Here is a 16,807-nt window from a genome sequence, read left to right as displayed (position 1 = left end):
CCGGCATGGTCTGTAAAGACGATGCCGGCTTCTTTTTACATGAAAACTTGCTTTACTTCAAGGGAGCGGTCTACGGTGAGATCAATAAACTGATCATTGATCTGGATAAGAGGACGGAAGAATTCGGATGGATGTGTCATCACAATCGTTCCGTATTCGCCGCTCACAAGCTCGATCCGCTTGCCGATGAAGTTGGGTATCATATGTTTGATAAAGGTATGGGTTGTGAAGGGATCCAATTCAGCGAAGCTCATACGGTACAGCTCTTTCAGAACAAACAGCAGATCGCGTTTTTTCTGATAGACGCGAGAAGAAATCATCGCACTGTAGACATCGGAGACAGCTACGATTTTGGAGACGGGATGCATTTTATCGCCGGTAATGCGGTAGGGATAGCCTGAACCGTCGATACGTTCATGATGCTCAAGCGCTACGATTGCCGATACAGATTGGCCAAAGGATTTTAAAATAATTTGATTGCCGTAAATGGTGTGCTGTTTGATTTCTTCAAATTCCTGCTCGGTCAGACGATCAGGCTTATTCAGGATTTTTGCCTCAATCCGGGACTTGCCGATATCATGAAGAAATCCGGCTTGGCCGACTTTCACCGCCTGCTGCTCATCATAGCCGAGCCAGGAGGACAAATAGTAGGACAGCATGCCCACCTGAACGGAATGCTGGTAAGTGTAATCATCCTTCGTGTTGAGCAGCAGCAGCATGGACACGACATCGCGTTCTGTTTTGAAATTGTCTACAAGCGGCTGAAAGGTCTCGACAACGTCCTCTTCAGCTATTTTTCCGTTCTGAAAAGCATCCATGAATAACTGCTCGCAACCGTTTACAACTTCCTGATAGACGGGTTCAACTGTTGGCAGCCACCTGGGGTTGATGCTGGATTCGATCGTTCTTTCCGGTGGATGTTCAGTGATGCGTCTTTCGATCTCGACATAATCAAGCTGGTGCTGGAACAGCCTGGATATTTCCCTGGCGTTCAGCTCGGTCCCTTTGGAAAGCACATTCAGCCCGTAGGAGTTGAACGTATCATGGGTTAACCGATCTCCCTCTTTTAGCTCCGTCAGATGTACTCTCATGCTCCACCTCAAGTAACAGTTGTCCAATCAATTGTTATGTCTATGGTAGCAACAAAAAGTGGAATTGGCAATAACAGCAAATCGAATTATAAAAATTTATATGAATATATGAGCAAATATATAGGTAAATCAGATTATTTTTGATTGCGGGACCGGGAGCAGACTGAATCTTTATATTCCATATATTTCATTGTAAATGCGTTTGGCGACGACAAGGTCCTCTGTCCCTTGAATGAGGGCTCTTCCATCCGGGAACAAAACGGCTGTTATTTGCTCATCCCGCCGATAACGGATGAGAAACGGATTTTGCTCGACCTTACCAGCCTGCCTGAGCCTTGCGGCTAACGCATCCATATTGATTTTGCTGTTTTGTCGCGGCGAAATCTGCATCGTGTTGCGACCGCACAGCGATACAGCTGCCGATTCCAGCTCGTTGTCATCCAGATAGCTGTATTGATGCCGGGAGCAAGCCGGGCAGTCGCTGCGCTTGGATTTGGAGACATTCAGCGGGGTGTAGCGGTGCTGCCACAGATCTGCCTGGAACAAAGTGCCGTGCATGGCCGCAGCATTGCCGCTAAGCCACTTGAGCGCTTCCGCTGCCTGCATGGAAGCGATCAGATCGACGGCCGGGGAAATAACGCCCGCCGTTTCGCACGTGTCTACAGAGCCTGCAGCAGGCGGTACAGGGAACAGACAGCGGAAGCATGGCGTCTGTCCCGGAATGAAGGACATCGTCATGCCGGATGCGCCGACGACTCCTCCGTAGATCCAGGGAATCTCCAGCTTCAAACTGATATCGTTAATCAAATAACGAACGGAGAAATTATCGGATCCGTCTATAATAAGATCGACCCCGTCCAGCATTTCTTCCGCGTTTGCGCTTGTCAGATCAAGGATCATCGGTTCGATGCGTACAGAGCTGTTGATGCTTCTCAGCCGCTCAGCCGCCGCGGCCGCCTTGGGCAGCATGCGCTGCACATCCTCTTCTGTGTACAGCATCTGCCGCTGCAGGTTGCTCCATTCCACTACATCGCGGTCAATGATGCGGATTCGGCCAATACCTGACCGTACAAGATGCTGGGCTGCAACGCTTCCGAGCGCGCCCATGCCGACTACGGCTGCGCTGCTCTCACCGATGCTTCGCTGCCCCGCTGCTCCAATAGGAGCGAAGCGGATCTGTCTGGAGTAGCGATCAGCAGAAGCGGGGGGGTGCTCCGCTGACCTGGAATTGTAATCTGTGCTGTCCTTATCGTGAAAAGTCATGCGGAGCCTCCTAAAGTTTTTCTGCTCGCTGCCCGAAACAGTTTCCCTGACAAAGCAGAAAAACGGTTTCGGTATCATGGACTGCGTTTTTTCACTACACTGCCGATACAGCATCTCCGACAGACAGAACAACTTCATCGGATCCAAAGCTGGTTTTTAGCCGCAGCTGCTTTATAATGGCGGGGCGATGGGATTCCAGGGGCCCTGCTGGTGGCCTTTCCATTCCGAGCCGTCTTCCCATATCTCCCGTTTCCATATCGGCACTATTTCCTTAAGCCGTTCAATGGCGTATCTGCTTGCTTCATAGCAGGCATCCCGATGGGGTGTCGAGATCGCGATGACAACGCTGATCTCGGCAATGTCGACTACACCGATGCGATGCCCGATTGCACAACGCGCGCCCGGCCATTTCTGCGACACTTCATCGCCGATTTGCCGAAGCATTTTGAGCGCCATGGGGATATAAGCCTCATACTCCAAACGGACCGTCCGCTGCCCTGCGGTCCATTCTCTTGTGGTGCCCGTAAACGTCAGGGTGGCGCCATTCTCGGGCGCGATGACTTTAGCCGTGATCGCCTCAACAGACAGCGGCTGCTCCGTGACGGCAAACAAACCATTGTCCGCGTCTGCGGCAGGCAGCGGCTCTCCGCCGGAGACGGGAGGGAGCAGAGCAAGCTCGTTCGTGCATTTCACAATATCGTCATCAGCGGCATATGACTGGTTGGAGGCCATGAATGAGGCTGTTATTAACGATTCATGTGCGGGATATCGGACAATCAGAGCTTGTTTCAACGCACTGACAGGCATTTGGTCTTCATCAAGCTGCAGACGGATTGCCGGTTCCGCCAATCGCTCAGCCAGGCCGGCGAACAACTGAATGTTCCATTGATTGCTCATGTTTTTTACCTCTCGTATCTTCGTTAATGATCTCTACAGCATACCATAATCATTTGAAAAATGTTATGCTAGAAGCAGCTACATGAAGGGGAGTGCGGACTATGCCGGGGTTAACGGATCGGTTCGAACGTGTTCATGATTATTTGCGAATATCCGTGACGGACCGTTGTAACTTACGCTGTTTATACTGCATGCCGGAAGAAGGCGTTGAATTTGCTCCTTCCTCCGATTTGCTGTCTTATGATCATATAGTTGAGGTTGTTGAGGTGGGCGCGAGCCTCGGTATTTCAAAGCTGCGCATTACAGGAGGCGAGCCGCTTGTGCGTCCGGGCCTGGACGGACTGGTGCGCCGGTTGGCGGCAATTCCCGGTATTCGCGATATATCGCTGACAACCAACGGTGTTCTGCTGGCAGATCAAGCCGGGGCGCTGAGAGAAGCCGGAGTCAACCGGGTAAATATCAGTCTGGATACGCTCGATCCGGCACGGTTTCAGTTTATTGCCAGACGAGGGGATTTGAAAAGGGTCATGGCCGGAATTGAAGCCTCGGCGAAAGTGGGTTTCAGCCCGATAAAGCTCAATTGCGTGCTGCTTAAGGGCGTTAACGAGGATGAAATCGGTGATTTTCTTCAGATGGCTTATGAGCATCCGCTGCATGTCCGCTTTATTGAGTACATGCCGATCGGACACGCCGACGAAAATTGGAAAAACCATTATTTGCCTTTAACGCGTGTCCTGGAAATTGCCCGGGAACGCAAACTTGATATAGAACGCCTGGACTCTATTATCGGGAACGGCCCTTCCGAGGATTATCGCATTGCAGGCGGACTGGGCTCGTTTGGCCTGATTCATCCCGTCAGCGATCACTTCTGCCAAAGATGCAACCGTCTGAGATTGACGGCGGATGGGAGCATTAAGCCCTGCCTGTACTGGGTGGATGAGCTTAGCGTGAAGCCCGCGCTTGGAAATCCGGAGGCGCTGCGTGCCGTATATATGCGGGCGATGGATATCAAGCCGCTTAATCATGAGATGGCAGCCAAGCTGTCTGACGAAGCCCAAAGCCACGAGCCTACCGCAAGGAGAATGTCCCAAATCGGCGGTTAGGATCTCACATTGCGAAAGTAGAGTACGGACAATAGCTGGAGGAATAATAAATGAGTATTTCCCGTACGATAATGATTGACCATTTCGGACAACCGCTGCGTGAAACATCCCCGGAGCAGATGGCTTTGCTTGCGGGGAATGTTTTTGCCTTGACGGAGCGTGTGCCGGAAGCAGGGGGAGATGCCTTTGATTTTGCAGCCTGGTATGCCGCCTGGCGCACCTTGCAGGGAATCGGGCAGCAGACTCCGGAGCCCAGTCACCTTAAAGTGGAAGGTGCGGATTCCTTTGAAGCGGTTATTCCTTGGGAACAGCTTGCGGAAGCTGCCGTTCAATATGCGATAGAGGGGCAGCCGCTGCAGAAGGGCGGGCCTATCCGGCTCTATGTTCCAAACGGCTCAAGCGCATGTCTGAACGTAAAAAGCGTGGTCATGTGCCGTTTTCTGCATGAGGAAGCAAGCAGGGGGGAAGTCTCGTATGGATTCAAAAGCACGTTTTCTCCGCAAGATATGCGAATAAAGCGGTAATCCCTTATAACCCGGGAGGCAGGCATGAAAGAAACATCGACTGGTGCGCCTGAAGTCGTTCTGTTGCACAGCAACGACGTTCACAGCCGCTTGGAACTGGCGGCAAAAATGTCCACTTACATTGCAGAAACAAGGCGTACATATGGAAGCGACCACGTGCTCGCTCTGGATATCGGCGATCATATGGACCGCATGAGAATTGAGACGGAGGCCAGTGACGGCCTTGTGAATATAGAGCTTTTGAATGAGGCGGGCTATGAGGCGGTAACTCTCGGAAACAATGAGGGTTTAACCTTTACGCATGAGCAATTGGATGACGCTTACCGCGAACATGCGCGCTTTCAGACGATCTGTGCCAATATGCACCAAAAATCAAGCGGCGAGAGGCCTTCATGGCTGCAGCCTTCCACGATTATCCAAAAAGGACGTCTCCGGATTGGAATTATTGGGGTTACGGCTGCCTTTGCCGATTTTTATGATCTGCTGGACTGGAATGCCGGCGATCCCATTGACGCGGTAGCGGAGCAGGCAGCCGCCCTGAGAGGGCGCGTCGATGTGCTGGTCGTCATGTCGCATCTGGGCTTGGCCTTTGACCGGCAGATGGCGCAGAAAGTCGAAGGTCTCGATTTGATTCTTGGCGGACATACGCATCATCTGCTCGAGGAGCCGGAAGTGATCGGCAGGACCTATATTTGTGCCGCCGGCAAGTTCGGCGACTATATAGGGCGCATTGAGATTGGTCTGGATCCTGTCCTTAAACGTCTATCCTTCCATGTTGAATGCATACCGATGGCCGCATACGAAGAGAAACCCGAAGCCGCCGCCATAATCGGCGGCTTCAAAGCGGCGGGGCAGCGTCGTCTCAGCAGAGTCATTACAAGATTGTCCGAACCGCTGCCGGCAAGAGTCGAGCAGGAATCGCCGCTTTGCAATTTGCTGGCTGCCGGTCTGAGGCGCTGGACGGACTCGGAGATTGGCATCGTCAACACGGGACAGCTTCTGGGCGGACTCGCCGAAGGAGACGTAACGGCGGGTGAGCTGCACGCGCTGTGTCCTTCTCCCATCAACCCCTGCCGGATGAGATTGGCCGGTCCGGATCTCCTGCGCGCATTGGAAGAAGCCCTTCTTGGGGAATTCATCGATAAGCCGATCCGCGGGTTCGGATTCCGGGGCTATGTTCTTGGCACCTTGGCCGTTGACGGTCTCGAAATAAGCTGGGACCCGGAGGCGCCTCCCTATGGCAAGATCCATTCCCTGACGGTAAACGGGCAGGACTTTGACCCTGATCGTGAATACGTGGTAGGGACGATAGACATGTTTACGTTCGGTGTAGGTTATGAGACAATCAAAAACGGCAAGGACATTCAGTACTTTTTGCCCGAGTTCATTCGGGATGTGCTGGCTTTGGAATTGCAGCATACACAAGCTCTCTTGGATTGCAGAAAGACCCGCTGGACCATGACGGGTACAAATCATGGAACGACCGGTTGACAACTGCCAGAGATGAAGGAGGGAGAACCAGGCCTTTATGGGAGATATTATTAATGCTGTTATTTTAGGAATTGTTGAAGGGCTGACTGAATTTTTGCCGGTATCTTCGTCCGGACACATGATTTTGACCAATAAGCTGCTTGGTTACGCCTCGGATAATCAGATGATCGTTACGTTCGAAATCGTCATCCAACTGGCTGCCATTCTGGCAATTGCCCTGATTTACCGCAAGCGTATCGCCAATCTGTTCGGCCTGTCCCGGCAGACGGAAAGTCTGGGAAGAATTTCCGCTTACCCCAGAGCAAGACGCAAACTTAATCTTATTCATATCGCACTTGGCATTGTGCCCGCAATGCTGTCCGCATTCTTCCTGAGGGATGTTATCAAGGGGGAAGGATTTAACCAGACCCCTGTCCTCTATGCGCTCGTGGTGGGCGGCGTCTACATGATTATAGCTGAGTGGCTCTCAAGTACGAGACGGATTCGCGTCGTATCGGAGACCATTGACGATATTTCCTATAAGCAGGCGTTTATGATCGGAATTCTGCAATGCTTGTCATTATGGCCGGGCTATTCGCGCTCAGGCTCAACGATTGCCGGCGGGATGCTGGTGGGGACCAGCTACAAGGCTGCTGCCGATTTCTCTTTCCTGATGGCGATTCCAATCATGGCGGTGGCGACAGGCTACGAGCTGCTGGACAATTACAAGTTTATTGAAGGGGACAACCTGCCGTTCTTTATTACCGGATTTATTGTATCCTTCGTGGTGGCATGGCTCGTAATCGTATTGTTCCTGAAGCATATTCAAAAGGTGAAGCTGACTCATTTTGCTATCTACCGGTTTATACTGGCAGCTCTGTTCTGGTTCTTCATTATGCGATAAGCGGGAAAAACAGTTGTTTCTTCCTGCTTGACTTTTATCATTCCATGAAAAAGATGATTTTTGTCGATAATTGGCGAATCAGTTATTGCTCTTTTTTCCAAAATAACTTACATTAAAATTACGAGGTCGATTGACATGCCCTCATGATTAGGAAAATTGAAGCAAGCAGGGGTCGATCCGATGCGATTATTGCCCATACATCTATGCCGAGCAGGCATGAAACTAGCCAAAAAGATCTACTCAGAGGAAGGTCTCGTCCTGCTTGCCGAGCAAGTCGAGCTGACCGACAAGCTGATATCCAGACTGCGGGAATGCGGCATCAACTTTGTTTATATTCATGATCCCAAAACGGCTGATATAGTTGTTCCCGATCTGATCAGCGATGCGACCAGACACCGGGCACTTCATGAAATCCGGACTAATTTCCGTGCTATGATGGACAAGCCCAATCGCAAATCCGGGGTTACCTACCCATACATAGCGAAGCCCTTCCGGCAGGTTATGAATATGGTGATCGACGATCTCACCAGCCAGAAGGATGCCATGCTGATGCTGATGAACATGGGGATCGTAGACGATTATCTGTTTCAGCATTCGCTTAATGTCTGTGTCTATTCCACGATACTAGGCATTGCCAGCGATTATTCGCGCGACGAATTAATGAACATTGGTCTTGGTGCGATGCTTCATGATATCGGCAAAACCCAAATCAGAACCAATGTATTGAAAAAATCGGGTTCTCTGACCCGTGATGAATACGAGGAAATGAAGCGCCACGCTGAACGCGGGTATTATCTGCTGAAGGATGAGCCGAATATCCCGCTGCTGGTCGCCCACTGTGCCTATCAGCACCATGAGAGACTGGATGGCAGCGGCTATCCGAGGGGAATCAAAGGAGATCAAATTCACGAATACGCCAAGTGGATTGGACTCGTGGACTCTTACGATGCTATGACCTCAACCCGCATTTACAAATCTCCGATGCTTCCCCACCAAGCGGTGGAGGCGCTCTATACCGGTACGGGAACGTTGTATGAGCAAAGCATGCTTCAGACGTTCCGGGACAAGGTCGCGATTTACCCTATTGGCGTTACCGTAAAGCTCCAGACCGGTGAGACCGGTGTTGTGGTGGACATTAACGCTTCCTGTCCGCATCGGCCCGTTGTGCGCGTCCTGGAAGACGAGCACGGCACGGAGCTAAAGGCGCCGTACGAAGTTGATTTGTCAACCAAGCTGACCATGATGATTACCGGAGTCAATGAGGATCCCCAGCTGGCGGAAGTAACCGGGGCTTAGGACCCGGGAGGGACAATAGCTGGGAAAAAGAGCCGATAGGGCTCTTTTTTTAAACAACTTTACCCGCCAGAGGACCGTGAGTTATTTTTTTCTTATAATTATCCATCTTTCGAAATGACGAAATTTGCTGAATCGTTGTTAATTATTTGCAACAATACGCGGCGAATATTACAATGATGGAAATACGAATGATAAAGTCAGGTGCTGAAACTATGCAAAATGTTATACATACAGATCGTACACAGGGTGTTCGACCCGCTTCGCCTGCGGATGATCCGTGGGATCCGATCGTTTCGCTGCGCCAGTTTGGAAGGCATCGTCTGACAAGCGTGGAGATGACAATTTCCAATCTATGCAATATGCGATGCGAGCATTGCGCGGTGGGGGATACGCTCGTTATGGCTGAGCCAGGCAAGCTGCCTCTGGAGATGATGCTGCGCAGGCTGGATGAAATCGAGCATTTGCAGACGATCAGCATTACCGGTGGCGAGCCCACATTTTCCGGCAAAACAGTGAAGGAATATCTGATTCCACTGCTCAAATACGCTCGCAGCCGGGGGATCCGATCGCAAATCAACTCCAACATCACATTGGATTACAGCCGGTACGAGGAGATTGCCCCGTTCCTGGATGTGATGCATATTTCTTTCAATTACACCAACGCCGACGATTTTCACGAAGTCGGTTTTGCCAAAAGCGGTCATCCCGTTGCCCGTGAAACGGCTGCCCGGATGTATGAGCGAATGCTCAGCAATGCAAGCAAATTAAGCAAGGGCGGTCTCTTCGTCTCCGCAGAATCCATGATCAATTTCCGGACGCATGAGAAAATGGCCGAGATTCATCAGCTTATTGTGCAGATGGGCTGCCAGCGTCATGAGGTACATCCGATGTACCCAAGTGCTTTCGCTTCCGATTTACCGGTTATAAATAAAGAGGAGATGCGCAGAGCTATCCTGCACCTGCTGGATCATCGGGATTCTTCCCTGTGGATGCTGTTTGGTACCCTGCCGTTCTTTCACTGCAGTGAGGAGGCCGAGGACCGCAATCTGCTGGCAAGACTTGCGGCGGAACCGAACGTAACGGTTCGCAATGATCCGGACGGGCGGAACCGTCTCAACGTGAATCTGTTCACGGGAGATGTATTCGTGACAGATTTCTCTGATGTGCCGGCTTTCGGCAACATCCGCACAGACCGGCTCGATGAATTGTTCGAGCGCTGGCTTGCCCATCCGCTGGCGGGCAGCGTTAACTGCCACTGCCCGGCTGCAGCCTGCTGCGGACCGAATTTACTGGTTAAAGACATGTACTACAGGGAAGTGGATTTTCTGGCTCGAAAAGCGATCCTTTAGATTGGATGAGAGGAGCGGACCACCCTATTGGGACATTTTGACGCAGGCGAGATTGTCTGGAATTTAATTATTGTTTTTGTCCTTGTTTTGTTGAATGGTTTTTTTGTGGCAGCGGAGTTTTCGCTCGTGAAGGTCCGGTTATCCAGACTGACGCAGCTCTCCAATGAGGGGAATAAGCGCGCGAAATATGCCCTGAAGGTGAACAGCAGGCTGGATACTTACTTATCGGCAACGCAGCTCGGGATTACCCTTGCTTCTCTTGGACTTGGCTGGGTAGGCGAGCCTGCCATATCCGATCTGATTGTGGAACCGCTGCTTCACGAATTCGGGATGAGCGATTCAACGGTTATTTCCTCGATATCCGTCGTTATCGGTTTTCTTGTCATTACCTTCCTGCATATTGTGCTTGGCGAGCTTGCGCCCAAGACGCTTGCCATTCAGAAGTCGGAGTCCACTTCCCTGTGGGCATCGATGCCGCTGCTGCTGTTTTATCGTATTTTTCTCCCGGCAATCTGGCTGCTCAACGGCTCCGCCAACCGATTGCTCAGGCTGATTGGCGTGAAACCGGCAAGCGAGCATGATTCGGCCCATACGGAAGAAGAGATCCGTATTCTGATGAATCAAAGCGCGGTCAGCGGCATCATCGACAAGGATGAGCTGAAGCTGTTTGACAATATTTTTGAGTTTTCCGACAGGCTGGCCCGCGAAGTGATGCTGCCTCGCACCGATATGGATTGTCTCTATGCCGATATCGATTTTGCCGAGAATATGAAGACGGTCTATGCGACCAAACATACGCGTTTCCCGGTCTGTGTCGAGGATAAGGACCAGCTGATCGGATTTGTACATATTACGGATTTGCTGACGGCCGATCCGGATGAGGAGCATACCCTGCACAAGTTTCTTCGTCCCATCCTGAATGTTCCCGAATCGATGGAAATCAGTCATGTGCTGAAGCTGATGCAGCGCAAGCATTCGCAGCTGGCGATTGTTGTGGATGAATATGGCGGAACGGCGGGCATGCTCACGACTGAACTGATTCTTGAAGAGATCGTCGGGGAGATTCATGACGAGTTCGATACGGAACAGCCAAGTGTTGTGGTCAAGGGGGATGTGACCTCTGTAGATGGCCGGATGCTGATTGAAGATGTGAACGACATGTTTAATCTGGATATCGAGGATGATGATGTCGATTCCATAGGAGGCTGGTTGTTCACCCGTCTTGAGGGCAACCCCGTCAAAGGAAAGAAGGTCGAGCATAAGCACTATGTGTTTGAAGTAGCGGAAAGCGAGCGGCTGAGAGTGCTGCGCGTCAATATTTTTCGTCAACAAAGGGATGAACTGCTGGAGATCGAAGCTCCAGGTGAAGAATGATCCTGCTGGGCTGGGCTTACTCGGCTGCTCTTCTTACAAGAGCATGGAGATGGCAGCGTGATTGCTGAGTTGCAGTCTGCGCCGCCATGAATGAAAAGCAATCTGCATTGTAAATGCAGATTGCTTTTTTTTGCGTTTTCACTCTCATGGAGGCAATCAACAAGGCGGATGGATATGAAAGAAATGGACAACTTATGCAAATTTTTGGTGAAAAAACAGAATTAATCTTCATGAATGAGAACAAAATCTGGGCTCTTGTCATATGCTTACTAAAGGAATGCCTGAAATATGGGCTCTCGAAGGACGAATCCGAAGGCAGAAAGAAGGAGGAGCCAAGGTGAATTTGAAGCAAACCCGAGAATGGTATCCGTTTGTCGGCCCGTTTGATCCCTGTCCCCCAAAATATGTGAAAACCTATGTCGTGCCCCCTAATCAGTATTTTACCTACCAGCCCATGAATTTACCGCAATTTTCATTGTCCGAGGCATTGAAGGTGGGAACGCTGTGGCCTGCTTTCTTCAGTCCCTATGAATCCAGATGCGGGAAGGGGGCCTAGCAGAAGCCATGAATAAACCGGATGAGAATTATTACCGCAAGCTGCTCGAGCTTCAGCAGCTGGATTTTGCTCTGGTCGAATTAACACTTTATTTGGATACCCATCCCAATGATATGCAGATTTTGCAGCAGTTTAACCAGCTTGTCCAGCAGAGGCAGCACTGCGCCCATGAGTTTGAGATGCAGTATGGGCCTTTGCTCCAGTTTGGCCACAGTTATTCCAAATATCCATGGCAATGGATTGAGACTCCATGGCCTTGGCAGGTGTGATCCATCTCGCCCATTGCGTGTAAAAGCACCTCAAAAGCGTTTAACCGGTCAGGAGGGATGTATGGAATGTGGATTTATGATAAAAAGCTCCAATACCCGGTGCGGGTCAGTAAATGCGACCCGAGGGTGGCGAAATATCTTGTCGAGCAATATGGGGGCGCGGATGGGGAGTTGTCGGCAGCGCTGCGATACTTAAATCAAAGGTATACGATACCGGATAAGGTAGTCGGATTATTAACGGACATAGGAACCGAGGAATTTGCCCATCTGGAAATGATTGCCACAATGATCTATAAGCTCACGAAGGATGCTACTCCTGCGCAGCTGGAGGCAGCAGGGTTAGGGGAGCATTTTGCCAATCATGACAGCGCGCTGTTCTATAACAATGCATCGGGGGTGCCTTGGACTGCTGCCTATATTGCTGCCAAGGGTGATCCCCTTGCGGATTTGTATGAGGATATCGCAGCCGAGGAGAAGGCCAGGGCTACTTATCAGTGGATTATCGATATGACTGACGATGTGGATCTGCAGGACAGCCTGAAATTCCTGAGAGAACGGGAAATCATTCATTCTTTGCGCTTCAGGGAAGCGGTGGAAATCATCAAGATGGACAGGGATACGAAGAAGGTCTATTAAATTTAATAAGACCAGGCTGCGCGCACTGAAAAGTTTTGCAACCGGAGAATCCTGCCTACTTGGGCGGGGTTCTTTTTGCGATGGTCAAGGGGGTCGATAGATGACTGCTGACGCCTGCATTATCGAGATCGAGTGCTGTTGGAATACCACTGTTATTGGCATGTGAAGTCGATGATCGAAACTTTTGCCTCTCCCGCTTCGTCAAGTATGAAGTGCGGCAACAGCAGAAAAGAGGCGATTAAACGCAAATGAATACGAAGATTTCAACTTCAAGAGCATCATCCAATAGAAAAACATCACCCACGCGCTCTGCTGCACCTTCGCGAAAGCGTGCCAGGAAGCGTAAATCCCGCTTTGCGCGGATAGCGGGATATTTGCTGCTAACTGCGTTTCTGGCAGGGATCACCGGACTTGGCTGGATGTTCTTCACGGAATCGGGCAATAATTTTCGCTACTTGGTAGCCGATACGTTAATCACTACGCAGCATCGGCATTGGGCCAAATATATAATCGGTCAGAAGGCTCTGGATCAGAGGGTTCAGGATTACCAGAACCGGTTTAACCAAATGGGAGAGGAACGCGACAGCCATACTATTCAGCTTCCGGCAGGCACAGGGGATCAATCCGGACAGGCGGAGCAGAAACCGCTGGTTCAAATTGAAACCATTTCCGGTCCGAGCTACAAAGGGTATTTGATGATCGTAAATGATCCCACCAAAATCCGTCTCGGCGTACCGGAAAAGGCCGGCAAGGGGGAGAAAGTATCCAGCATGGTGAAGCGGACCGGGGCAATCGCCGGTGTGAACGGCGGCGGATTTGCCGATCCCAACTGGCAAGGAAACGGATTCCAGCCGATCGGGCTTGTGATTTCGCAGGGGAAGGTGTACTACGAGGATTTGGGCGGCAAGAAATCGACGCAGATCGTCGGCATTGACGGGAAGGGCAAGATGATAGCCGGCAAATATTCGCTTGCTGAAATTCAATCTATGGGAGTCAAAGAAGCCGTTACGTTCCAGCCGCGGATCATCGTCAATGGCAAGGGCTTGATCAAGAATGCCAAGGACGGCTGGGGAATCGCGCCGCGCACGGCGATGGGGCAGCGTGCGGACGGAGCCATAATGTTTGTCGTGATTGACGGAAGGCAGCCAGGCCACAGCATTGGCGCGAATCTGTACGATGTGCAGCAAATCATGCTGAAGCATGGCGCGGTCATAGCCGCAAATTTGGACGGAGGCTCCTCGACAGTGCTCGTGAAGGACAATCAAATCCTGAACAAGCCTTCCTCCGAGCATGGCGAGCGGTATCTGCCGACGGCATTTCTGGTCTTTGATCACCCCGAGCAGGTAGATATCCCTAATATTTGGAATGGATTAGGACCAGAGGATATCGACCCGGCCAAGTGGTAGACCGGGAAGGACAACTTGGTTTCGAGCTTGCACGATTCTGCTCTTTTCCATTATCATTATGGGAGACTTGGAAGGAGAGCGAAGGAACTTGCCAAACGAAAGCAGATTGATGAAGCCGCAGGCGCTTATATTTGATATGGATGGTACTTTGTTCGAGACGGACACGCTGCTTCTGGGCGTTCATGAACGGATTTTCCAGACTTTGCGGGAGGAAGGGTTGTTCCACGAGCCCACGCCTCCGGTGGAGCGGCTGCTTGGCTGTCTGGGAATGCTGCTGGAGGATATATGGAAATCGGTTATGCCGGGCAGCTCGGAAGCGGCCAGAAAACGTGCGGATGTGCTGCTGCTGCAGTATGAAGTGGAAGGTCTGGAAGCAGGCGAGGGTTCACTCTATCCGCATGTGGAGACCACCTTGCGGCAGCTGAGGGCCAATGGATACAAGCTGTTTGTTGCCAGCAACGGGCTTGAACGGTATGTCAGGGAAATTGTCCGGCTAAAATCGCTAACTGAGCTGTTCGACGGCTTGTACAGCGCTGGCGAATATCAGACGTCAACGAAGGTTGATCTGGTTGCCCGCCTTATGGAGGATCATGGTCTTGATTATGCCTGGATGATTGGCGACCGCTCCTCCGATGTGGAAGCGGGCAGAGGCAACGGGCTGGGAGTGGTTGGCTGCGCTTATGCCGTGTACGGCCGCCAGGACGAGTTGAGCGGGGCGGATGCGCTGATCGGAGATTTCCGCCAGCTGCTGGAGCTCGTAGGCAATGCGGAATCCCGTACCGCCGAAGCGGGGGCCTAGAAGCGGGAGCGATACGCTCTGACTCTGGTGGCCTGGTATGATACAATCAAAAGTTCAAAGAAAATCCCGGAACTGTTATCAGGTTCCGGGATTTGCTGGTTGATAGGTCGAATTGTCCTTCCGCCGCTTTTTCTGTTCATGCAGCCATACCGCATACTCCAGAGGTCTGGTAATCGCGCGGCGGTATGTTTCCCGTTCTCCGGCCTGCAGGAATACTTCTCTGGCGGGTTTGGGATTCACCTCCAGCAGCCAGATTTGTCCCTTCCGGTCAATGGCCAGATCAAGCGCGAGCTCGCATAATCTGCCGTAGGATTCCTCCAGAAACGCCGCCATCTGTACGCCCAGCTCACCGGCTTTGTCGGTAATCTGCTGGACGGTCTCCTCGTTTTGGATCCACTGCTTCAGCAGCTTCTGCATGGTAATGGCATGCCCGCCTCCATGCAGATTGGAGGTGATGCTGCGGGATGCCCCGATTCTCCCGGCACAGCCGGTGACTTCCCAGTTCCCGCTGCTATTCTTCTGCACGAGCATCCGGTAGTCATGAACCCGCCCATTCGGCAGCTTCAGCTGTATGCCCTGCTGGACCAGATAACGGTTCCCCTTCAGATTCCATCCGGCAAGCTTGCCGTGCAAACCGGAGAGAGGTACACGCTGTGGAGTGATGATGCGCCGCGATTGATCACGGCCTTGAATGAGATAAGTTCCTCCCTGCTGCTTCTCAATGCGCAGAATCCCGCGTCCGCCGGTGCCGTTGACAGGCTTTAAATAAATCAGCGGATATTTATTGACCATTTCCGTTAGATCGCCAGGGTTTTCATATAAGCGGGTAAGCGGCAGATGGGGCCGGAAGCGTTCCTCCATGCGCATGGTCTTGTATACCGTCCATTTGTTGCGCAGCACCCGGTTGAGGAAGGTCAGGTGGCCATACTGCTTGCGGAACCGGCCCAACTGTTCGAATCTGTGGCTTTTCTGGATGCGGCATCTGTCATAAATCATATGGGGAAATGAACGCCATTTGCGGGTCCAGGTTTTTTTGCCGGGATCGAATATATGCGCAAAAATCCGGTTCTGCTTGTAATTGACATCCTGCGGTGTAAAGACGAACACATCCAGATCCAGCTGACGGCCTGCAGCCGTCATTCTCTGATAGACAGCTTTTTCTTCAAGCAATCCATTCTCATTCAAATAAAGCGTTAATATGCCAAGCACGGGCTGGCCCATGCGGACTCCTCCTAGCATTCAAATCGAAGCGTTGGTTTGCCGGTGGGACCTGTAAACAGTTCGACTGCTTTCATTCCGGCATGGAAACACATCTGCATACTTGCGGGATTGTCTGCGGCAACGCTGCACATAAGACCGCCAAAGTGGCCGCGCAGCTCTGACAGCAGCGCACTTCCGATCCTGCGGCCGCGATGTCCGGGATGAACGACCACCAGGCAAGCCCGCTTGCCGGCATCAGCAGCAAAAGCGATGGCGGCCAGTTTGCCGCCCTCCAGGGCGATGGCGACAGCCGCAGGCGGCACATCTGCTCTCAAATGCGCCGCTGTAGCTGACAATGCCTCAGCAGGGGCTGAAGGGCCCATACTGCTCCCGGCGGTGTACACCATTCCGTCAGAATCGCTGTAATCAAGCTTGAGTGCAGCAGGAACGGTTGCAGACAGGGGTAGGCGGTGTTCGTGTTCAAGCCCTGCCAGGGATTCGGCAGGGAGTCTTCGCAGCTCGCTCAGGCCCGCGGCAGACAGCCGATTGCCGCCGAAGCGGGAAGCGAAGTCGATAATTTTCATCCTGACTCTGCCCCATTCATCAGGCGAAAGCCGTTTGATTTGTATGATTTGCACCTCCTAAAGTTTTCCGGAGGAAAACTTGCTTC

The 16,807-nt window shown here is 51.7% G+C and carries 17 protein-coding genes; 12 read left to right on the top strand and 5 right to left on the bottom strand.

Going from position 1 to position 16,807, the window contains the following annotated elements; all coding sequences use genetic code 11:
* Nucleotides 1-35 precede the first annotated feature (35 nt).
* The 3 genes from ACFOLF_RS09280 to ACFOLF_RS09270 all read right to left on the bottom strand — a co-directional run bounded on the left by ACFOLF_RS09280 (nucleotide 36) and on the right by ACFOLF_RS09270 (nucleotide 3,251).
* Complete coding sequence (locus ACFOLF_RS09280; protein WP_210038502.1) at nucleotides 36-1,091, bottom strand: HD-GYP domain-containing protein; 1,056 nt, start codon at nucleotides 1,089-1,091, stop codon at nucleotides 36-38.
* A gap of 171 nt (nucleotides 1,092-1,262) precedes the next feature.
* Nucleotides 1,263-2,354, bottom strand: a complete 1,092-nt coding sequence (locus ACFOLF_RS09275) for a ThiF family adenylyltransferase (protein ID WP_210038503.1) — start codon at nucleotides 2,352-2,354, stop codon at nucleotides 1,263-1,265.
* 171 nt (nucleotides 2,355-2,525) lie between these two features.
* The gene (locus tag ACFOLF_RS09270) at nucleotides 2,526-3,251 is read right to left on the bottom strand and encodes a molybdenum cofactor biosynthesis protein (RefSeq protein WP_210038504.1); all 726 of its coding nucleotides are present in this window, start codon (nucleotides 3,249-3,251) and stop codon (nucleotides 2,526-2,528) included.
* Nucleotides 3,252-3,352: 101 nt separating this feature from the next.
* On the opposite strand from ACFOLF_RS09270, the gene moaA reads away from it, so the two are divergent.
* From moaA to ACFOLF_RS09210, 12 genes are all read left to right on the top strand, one after another.
* Entirely contained in the window at nucleotides 3,353-4,354 is a 1,002-nt protein-coding gene (moaA, locus tag ACFOLF_RS09265; protein ID WP_210038505.1) for a GTP 3',8-cyclase MoaA, read from the top strand.
* 50 nt (nucleotides 4,355-4,404) lie between these two features.
* On the top strand, nucleotides 4,405-4,878 hold the full coding sequence (locus ACFOLF_RS09260) for a molybdopterin-dependent oxidoreductase (RefSeq protein WP_210038506.1): 474 nt from the start codon (nucleotides 4,405-4,407) through the stop codon (nucleotides 4,876-4,878).
* 24 nt (nucleotides 4,879-4,902) lie between these two features.
* Nucleotides 4,903-6,369: a bifunctional metallophosphatase/5'-nucleotidase gene (locus tag ACFOLF_RS09255; protein ID WP_210038507.1), complete on the top strand. Its 1,467-nt coding sequence runs from the start codon at nucleotides 4,903-4,905 to the stop codon at nucleotides 6,367-6,369.
* 37 nt (nucleotides 6,370-6,406) lie between these two features.
* Entirely contained in the window at nucleotides 6,407-7,252 is an 846-nt protein-coding gene (locus ACFOLF_RS09250; protein ID WP_210038508.1) for an undecaprenyl-diphosphate phosphatase, read from the top strand.
* A 180-nt stretch (nucleotides 7,253-7,432) separates the two neighbouring features.
* Nucleotides 7,433-8,548: an HD-GYP domain-containing protein gene (locus ACFOLF_RS09245; RefSeq protein WP_210038509.1), complete on the top strand. Its 1,116-nt coding sequence runs from the start codon at nucleotides 7,433-7,435 to the stop codon at nucleotides 8,546-8,548.
* A gap of 212 nt (nucleotides 8,549-8,760) precedes the next feature.
* The gene (yfkAB, locus tag ACFOLF_RS09240; protein WP_210038510.1) at nucleotides 8,761-9,897 is read left to right on the top strand and encodes a radical SAM/CxCxxxxC motif protein YfkAB; all 1,137 of its coding nucleotides are present in this window, start codon (nucleotides 8,761-8,763) and stop codon (nucleotides 9,895-9,897) included.
* Between the two features lie 27 nt (nucleotides 9,898-9,924).
* Nucleotides 9,925-11,271, top strand: a complete 1,347-nt coding sequence (locus ACFOLF_RS09235) for a hemolysin family protein (RefSeq protein WP_210038511.1) — start codon at nucleotides 9,925-9,927, stop codon at nucleotides 11,269-11,271.
* Nucleotides 11,272-11,608: 337 nt separating this feature from the next.
* Nucleotides 11,609-11,827 carry a spore coat associated protein CotJA gene (locus ACFOLF_RS09230; protein WP_210038512.1) on the top strand — a complete coding sequence of 73 codons (219 nt, stop codon included), beginning with the start codon at nucleotides 11,609-11,611 and terminating at the stop codon, nucleotides 11,825-11,827.
* Nucleotides 11,828-11,835: 8 nt separating this feature from the next.
* A complete protein-coding gene (locus ACFOLF_RS09225) occupies nucleotides 11,836-12,096 on the top strand; it encodes a spore coat protein CotJB (RefSeq protein WP_210038513.1) in 261 nt (86 codons plus the stop codon).
* Between the two features lie 66 nt (nucleotides 12,097-12,162).
* Nucleotides 12,163-12,732, top strand: a complete 570-nt coding sequence (locus ACFOLF_RS09220; RefSeq protein ID WP_210038514.1) for a manganese catalase family protein — start codon at nucleotides 12,163-12,165, stop codon at nucleotides 12,730-12,732.
* A gap of 248 nt (nucleotides 12,733-12,980) precedes the next feature.
* The gene (locus ACFOLF_RS09215) at nucleotides 12,981-14,138 is read left to right on the top strand and encodes a phosphodiester glycosidase family protein (RefSeq protein ID WP_210038515.1); all 1,158 of its coding nucleotides are present in this window, start codon (nucleotides 12,981-12,983) and stop codon (nucleotides 14,136-14,138) included.
* 88 nt (nucleotides 14,139-14,226) lie between these two features.
* Nucleotides 14,227-14,937 (top strand): HAD family hydrolase, encoded by a 711-nt coding sequence (locus ACFOLF_RS09210; protein ID WP_379113972.1) that lies wholly within the window; start codon nucleotides 14,227-14,229, stop codon nucleotides 14,935-14,937.
* A gap of 78 nt (nucleotides 14,938-15,015) precedes the next feature.
* Here ACFOLF_RS09210 and ACFOLF_RS09205 read toward each other — a convergent pair whose 3' ends face one another.
* Together ACFOLF_RS09205 and ACFOLF_RS09200 are read right to left on the bottom strand one after the other, a co-directional pair.
* Entirely contained in the window at nucleotides 15,016-16,158 is a 1,143-nt protein-coding gene (locus tag ACFOLF_RS09205; RefSeq protein ID WP_210038517.1) for a YheC/YheD family endospore coat-associated protein, read from the bottom strand.
* An 11-nt stretch (nucleotides 16,159-16,169) separates the two neighbouring features.
* Entirely contained in the window at nucleotides 16,170-16,721 is a 552-nt protein-coding gene (locus ACFOLF_RS09200; RefSeq protein WP_379113974.1) for a GNAT family N-acetyltransferase, read from the bottom strand.
* Nucleotides 16,722-16,807 lie beyond the last annotated feature (86 nt).

The organism is Paenibacillus sepulcri (assembly GCF_042647105.1).
GTDB lineage: Bacteria > Bacillota > Bacilli > Paenibacillales > Paenibacillaceae > Paenibacillus_Z > Paenibacillus_Z sepulcri.
Note: the sequence above shows the minus strand (reverse complement) of the source record. Positions and strands in the feature narration are given on the sequence as shown.

Bases quoted from the DNA above. Each gene is read 5' to 3' on its own strand.
- ACFOLF_RS09270 (WP_210038504.1), bottom strand. From the start codon at position 3,251: ATGAGCAATCAATGGAACATTCAGTTGTTCGCCGGCCTGGCTGAGCGA.
- yfkAB (WP_210038510.1), top strand. From the start codon at position 8,761: ATGCAAAATGTTATACATACAGATCGTACACAGGGTGTTCGACCCGCT.
- ACFOLF_RS09280 (WP_210038502.1), bottom strand. From the start codon at position 1,091: ATGAGAGTACATCTGACGGAGCTAAAAGAGGGAGATCGGTTAACCCAT.
- ACFOLF_RS09245 (WP_210038509.1), top strand. From the start codon at position 7,433: ATGCGATTATTGCCCATACATCTATGCCGAGCAGGCATGAAACTAGCC.
- ACFOLF_RS09260 (WP_210038506.1), top strand. From the start codon at position 4,405: ATGAGTATTTCCCGTACGATAATGATTGACCATTTCGGACAACCGCTG.
- ACFOLF_RS09255 (WP_210038507.1), top strand. From the start codon at position 4,903: ATGAAAGAAACATCGACTGGTGCGCCTGAAGTCGTTCTGTTGCACAGC.
- ACFOLF_RS09205 (WP_210038517.1), bottom strand. From the start codon at position 16,158: ATGGGCCAGCCCGTGCTTGGCATATTAACGCTTTATTTGAATGAGAAT.
- moaA (WP_210038505.1), top strand. From the start codon at position 3,353: ATGCCGGGGTTAACGGATCGGTTCGAACGTGTTCATGATTATTTGCGA.
- ACFOLF_RS09250 (WP_210038508.1), top strand. From the start codon at position 6,407: ATGGGAGATATTATTAATGCTGTTATTTTAGGAATTGTTGAAGGGCTG.
- ACFOLF_RS09215 (WP_210038515.1), top strand. From the start codon at position 12,981: ATGAATACGAAGATTTCAACTTCAAGAGCATCATCCAATAGAAAAACA.
- ACFOLF_RS09200 (WP_379113974.1), bottom strand. From the start codon at position 16,721: ATGAAAATTATCGACTTCGCTTCCCGCTTCGGCGGCAATCGGCTGTCT.
- ACFOLF_RS09225 (WP_210038513.1), top strand. From the start codon at position 11,836: ATGAATAAACCGGATGAGAATTATTACCGCAAGCTGCTCGAGCTTCAG.
- ACFOLF_RS09275 (WP_210038503.1), bottom strand. From the start codon at position 2,354: ATGACTTTTCACGATAAGGACAGCACAGATTACAATTCCAGGTCAGCG.
- ACFOLF_RS09220 (WP_210038514.1), top strand. From the start codon at position 12,163: ATGTGGATTTATGATAAAAAGCTCCAATACCCGGTGCGGGTCAGTAAA.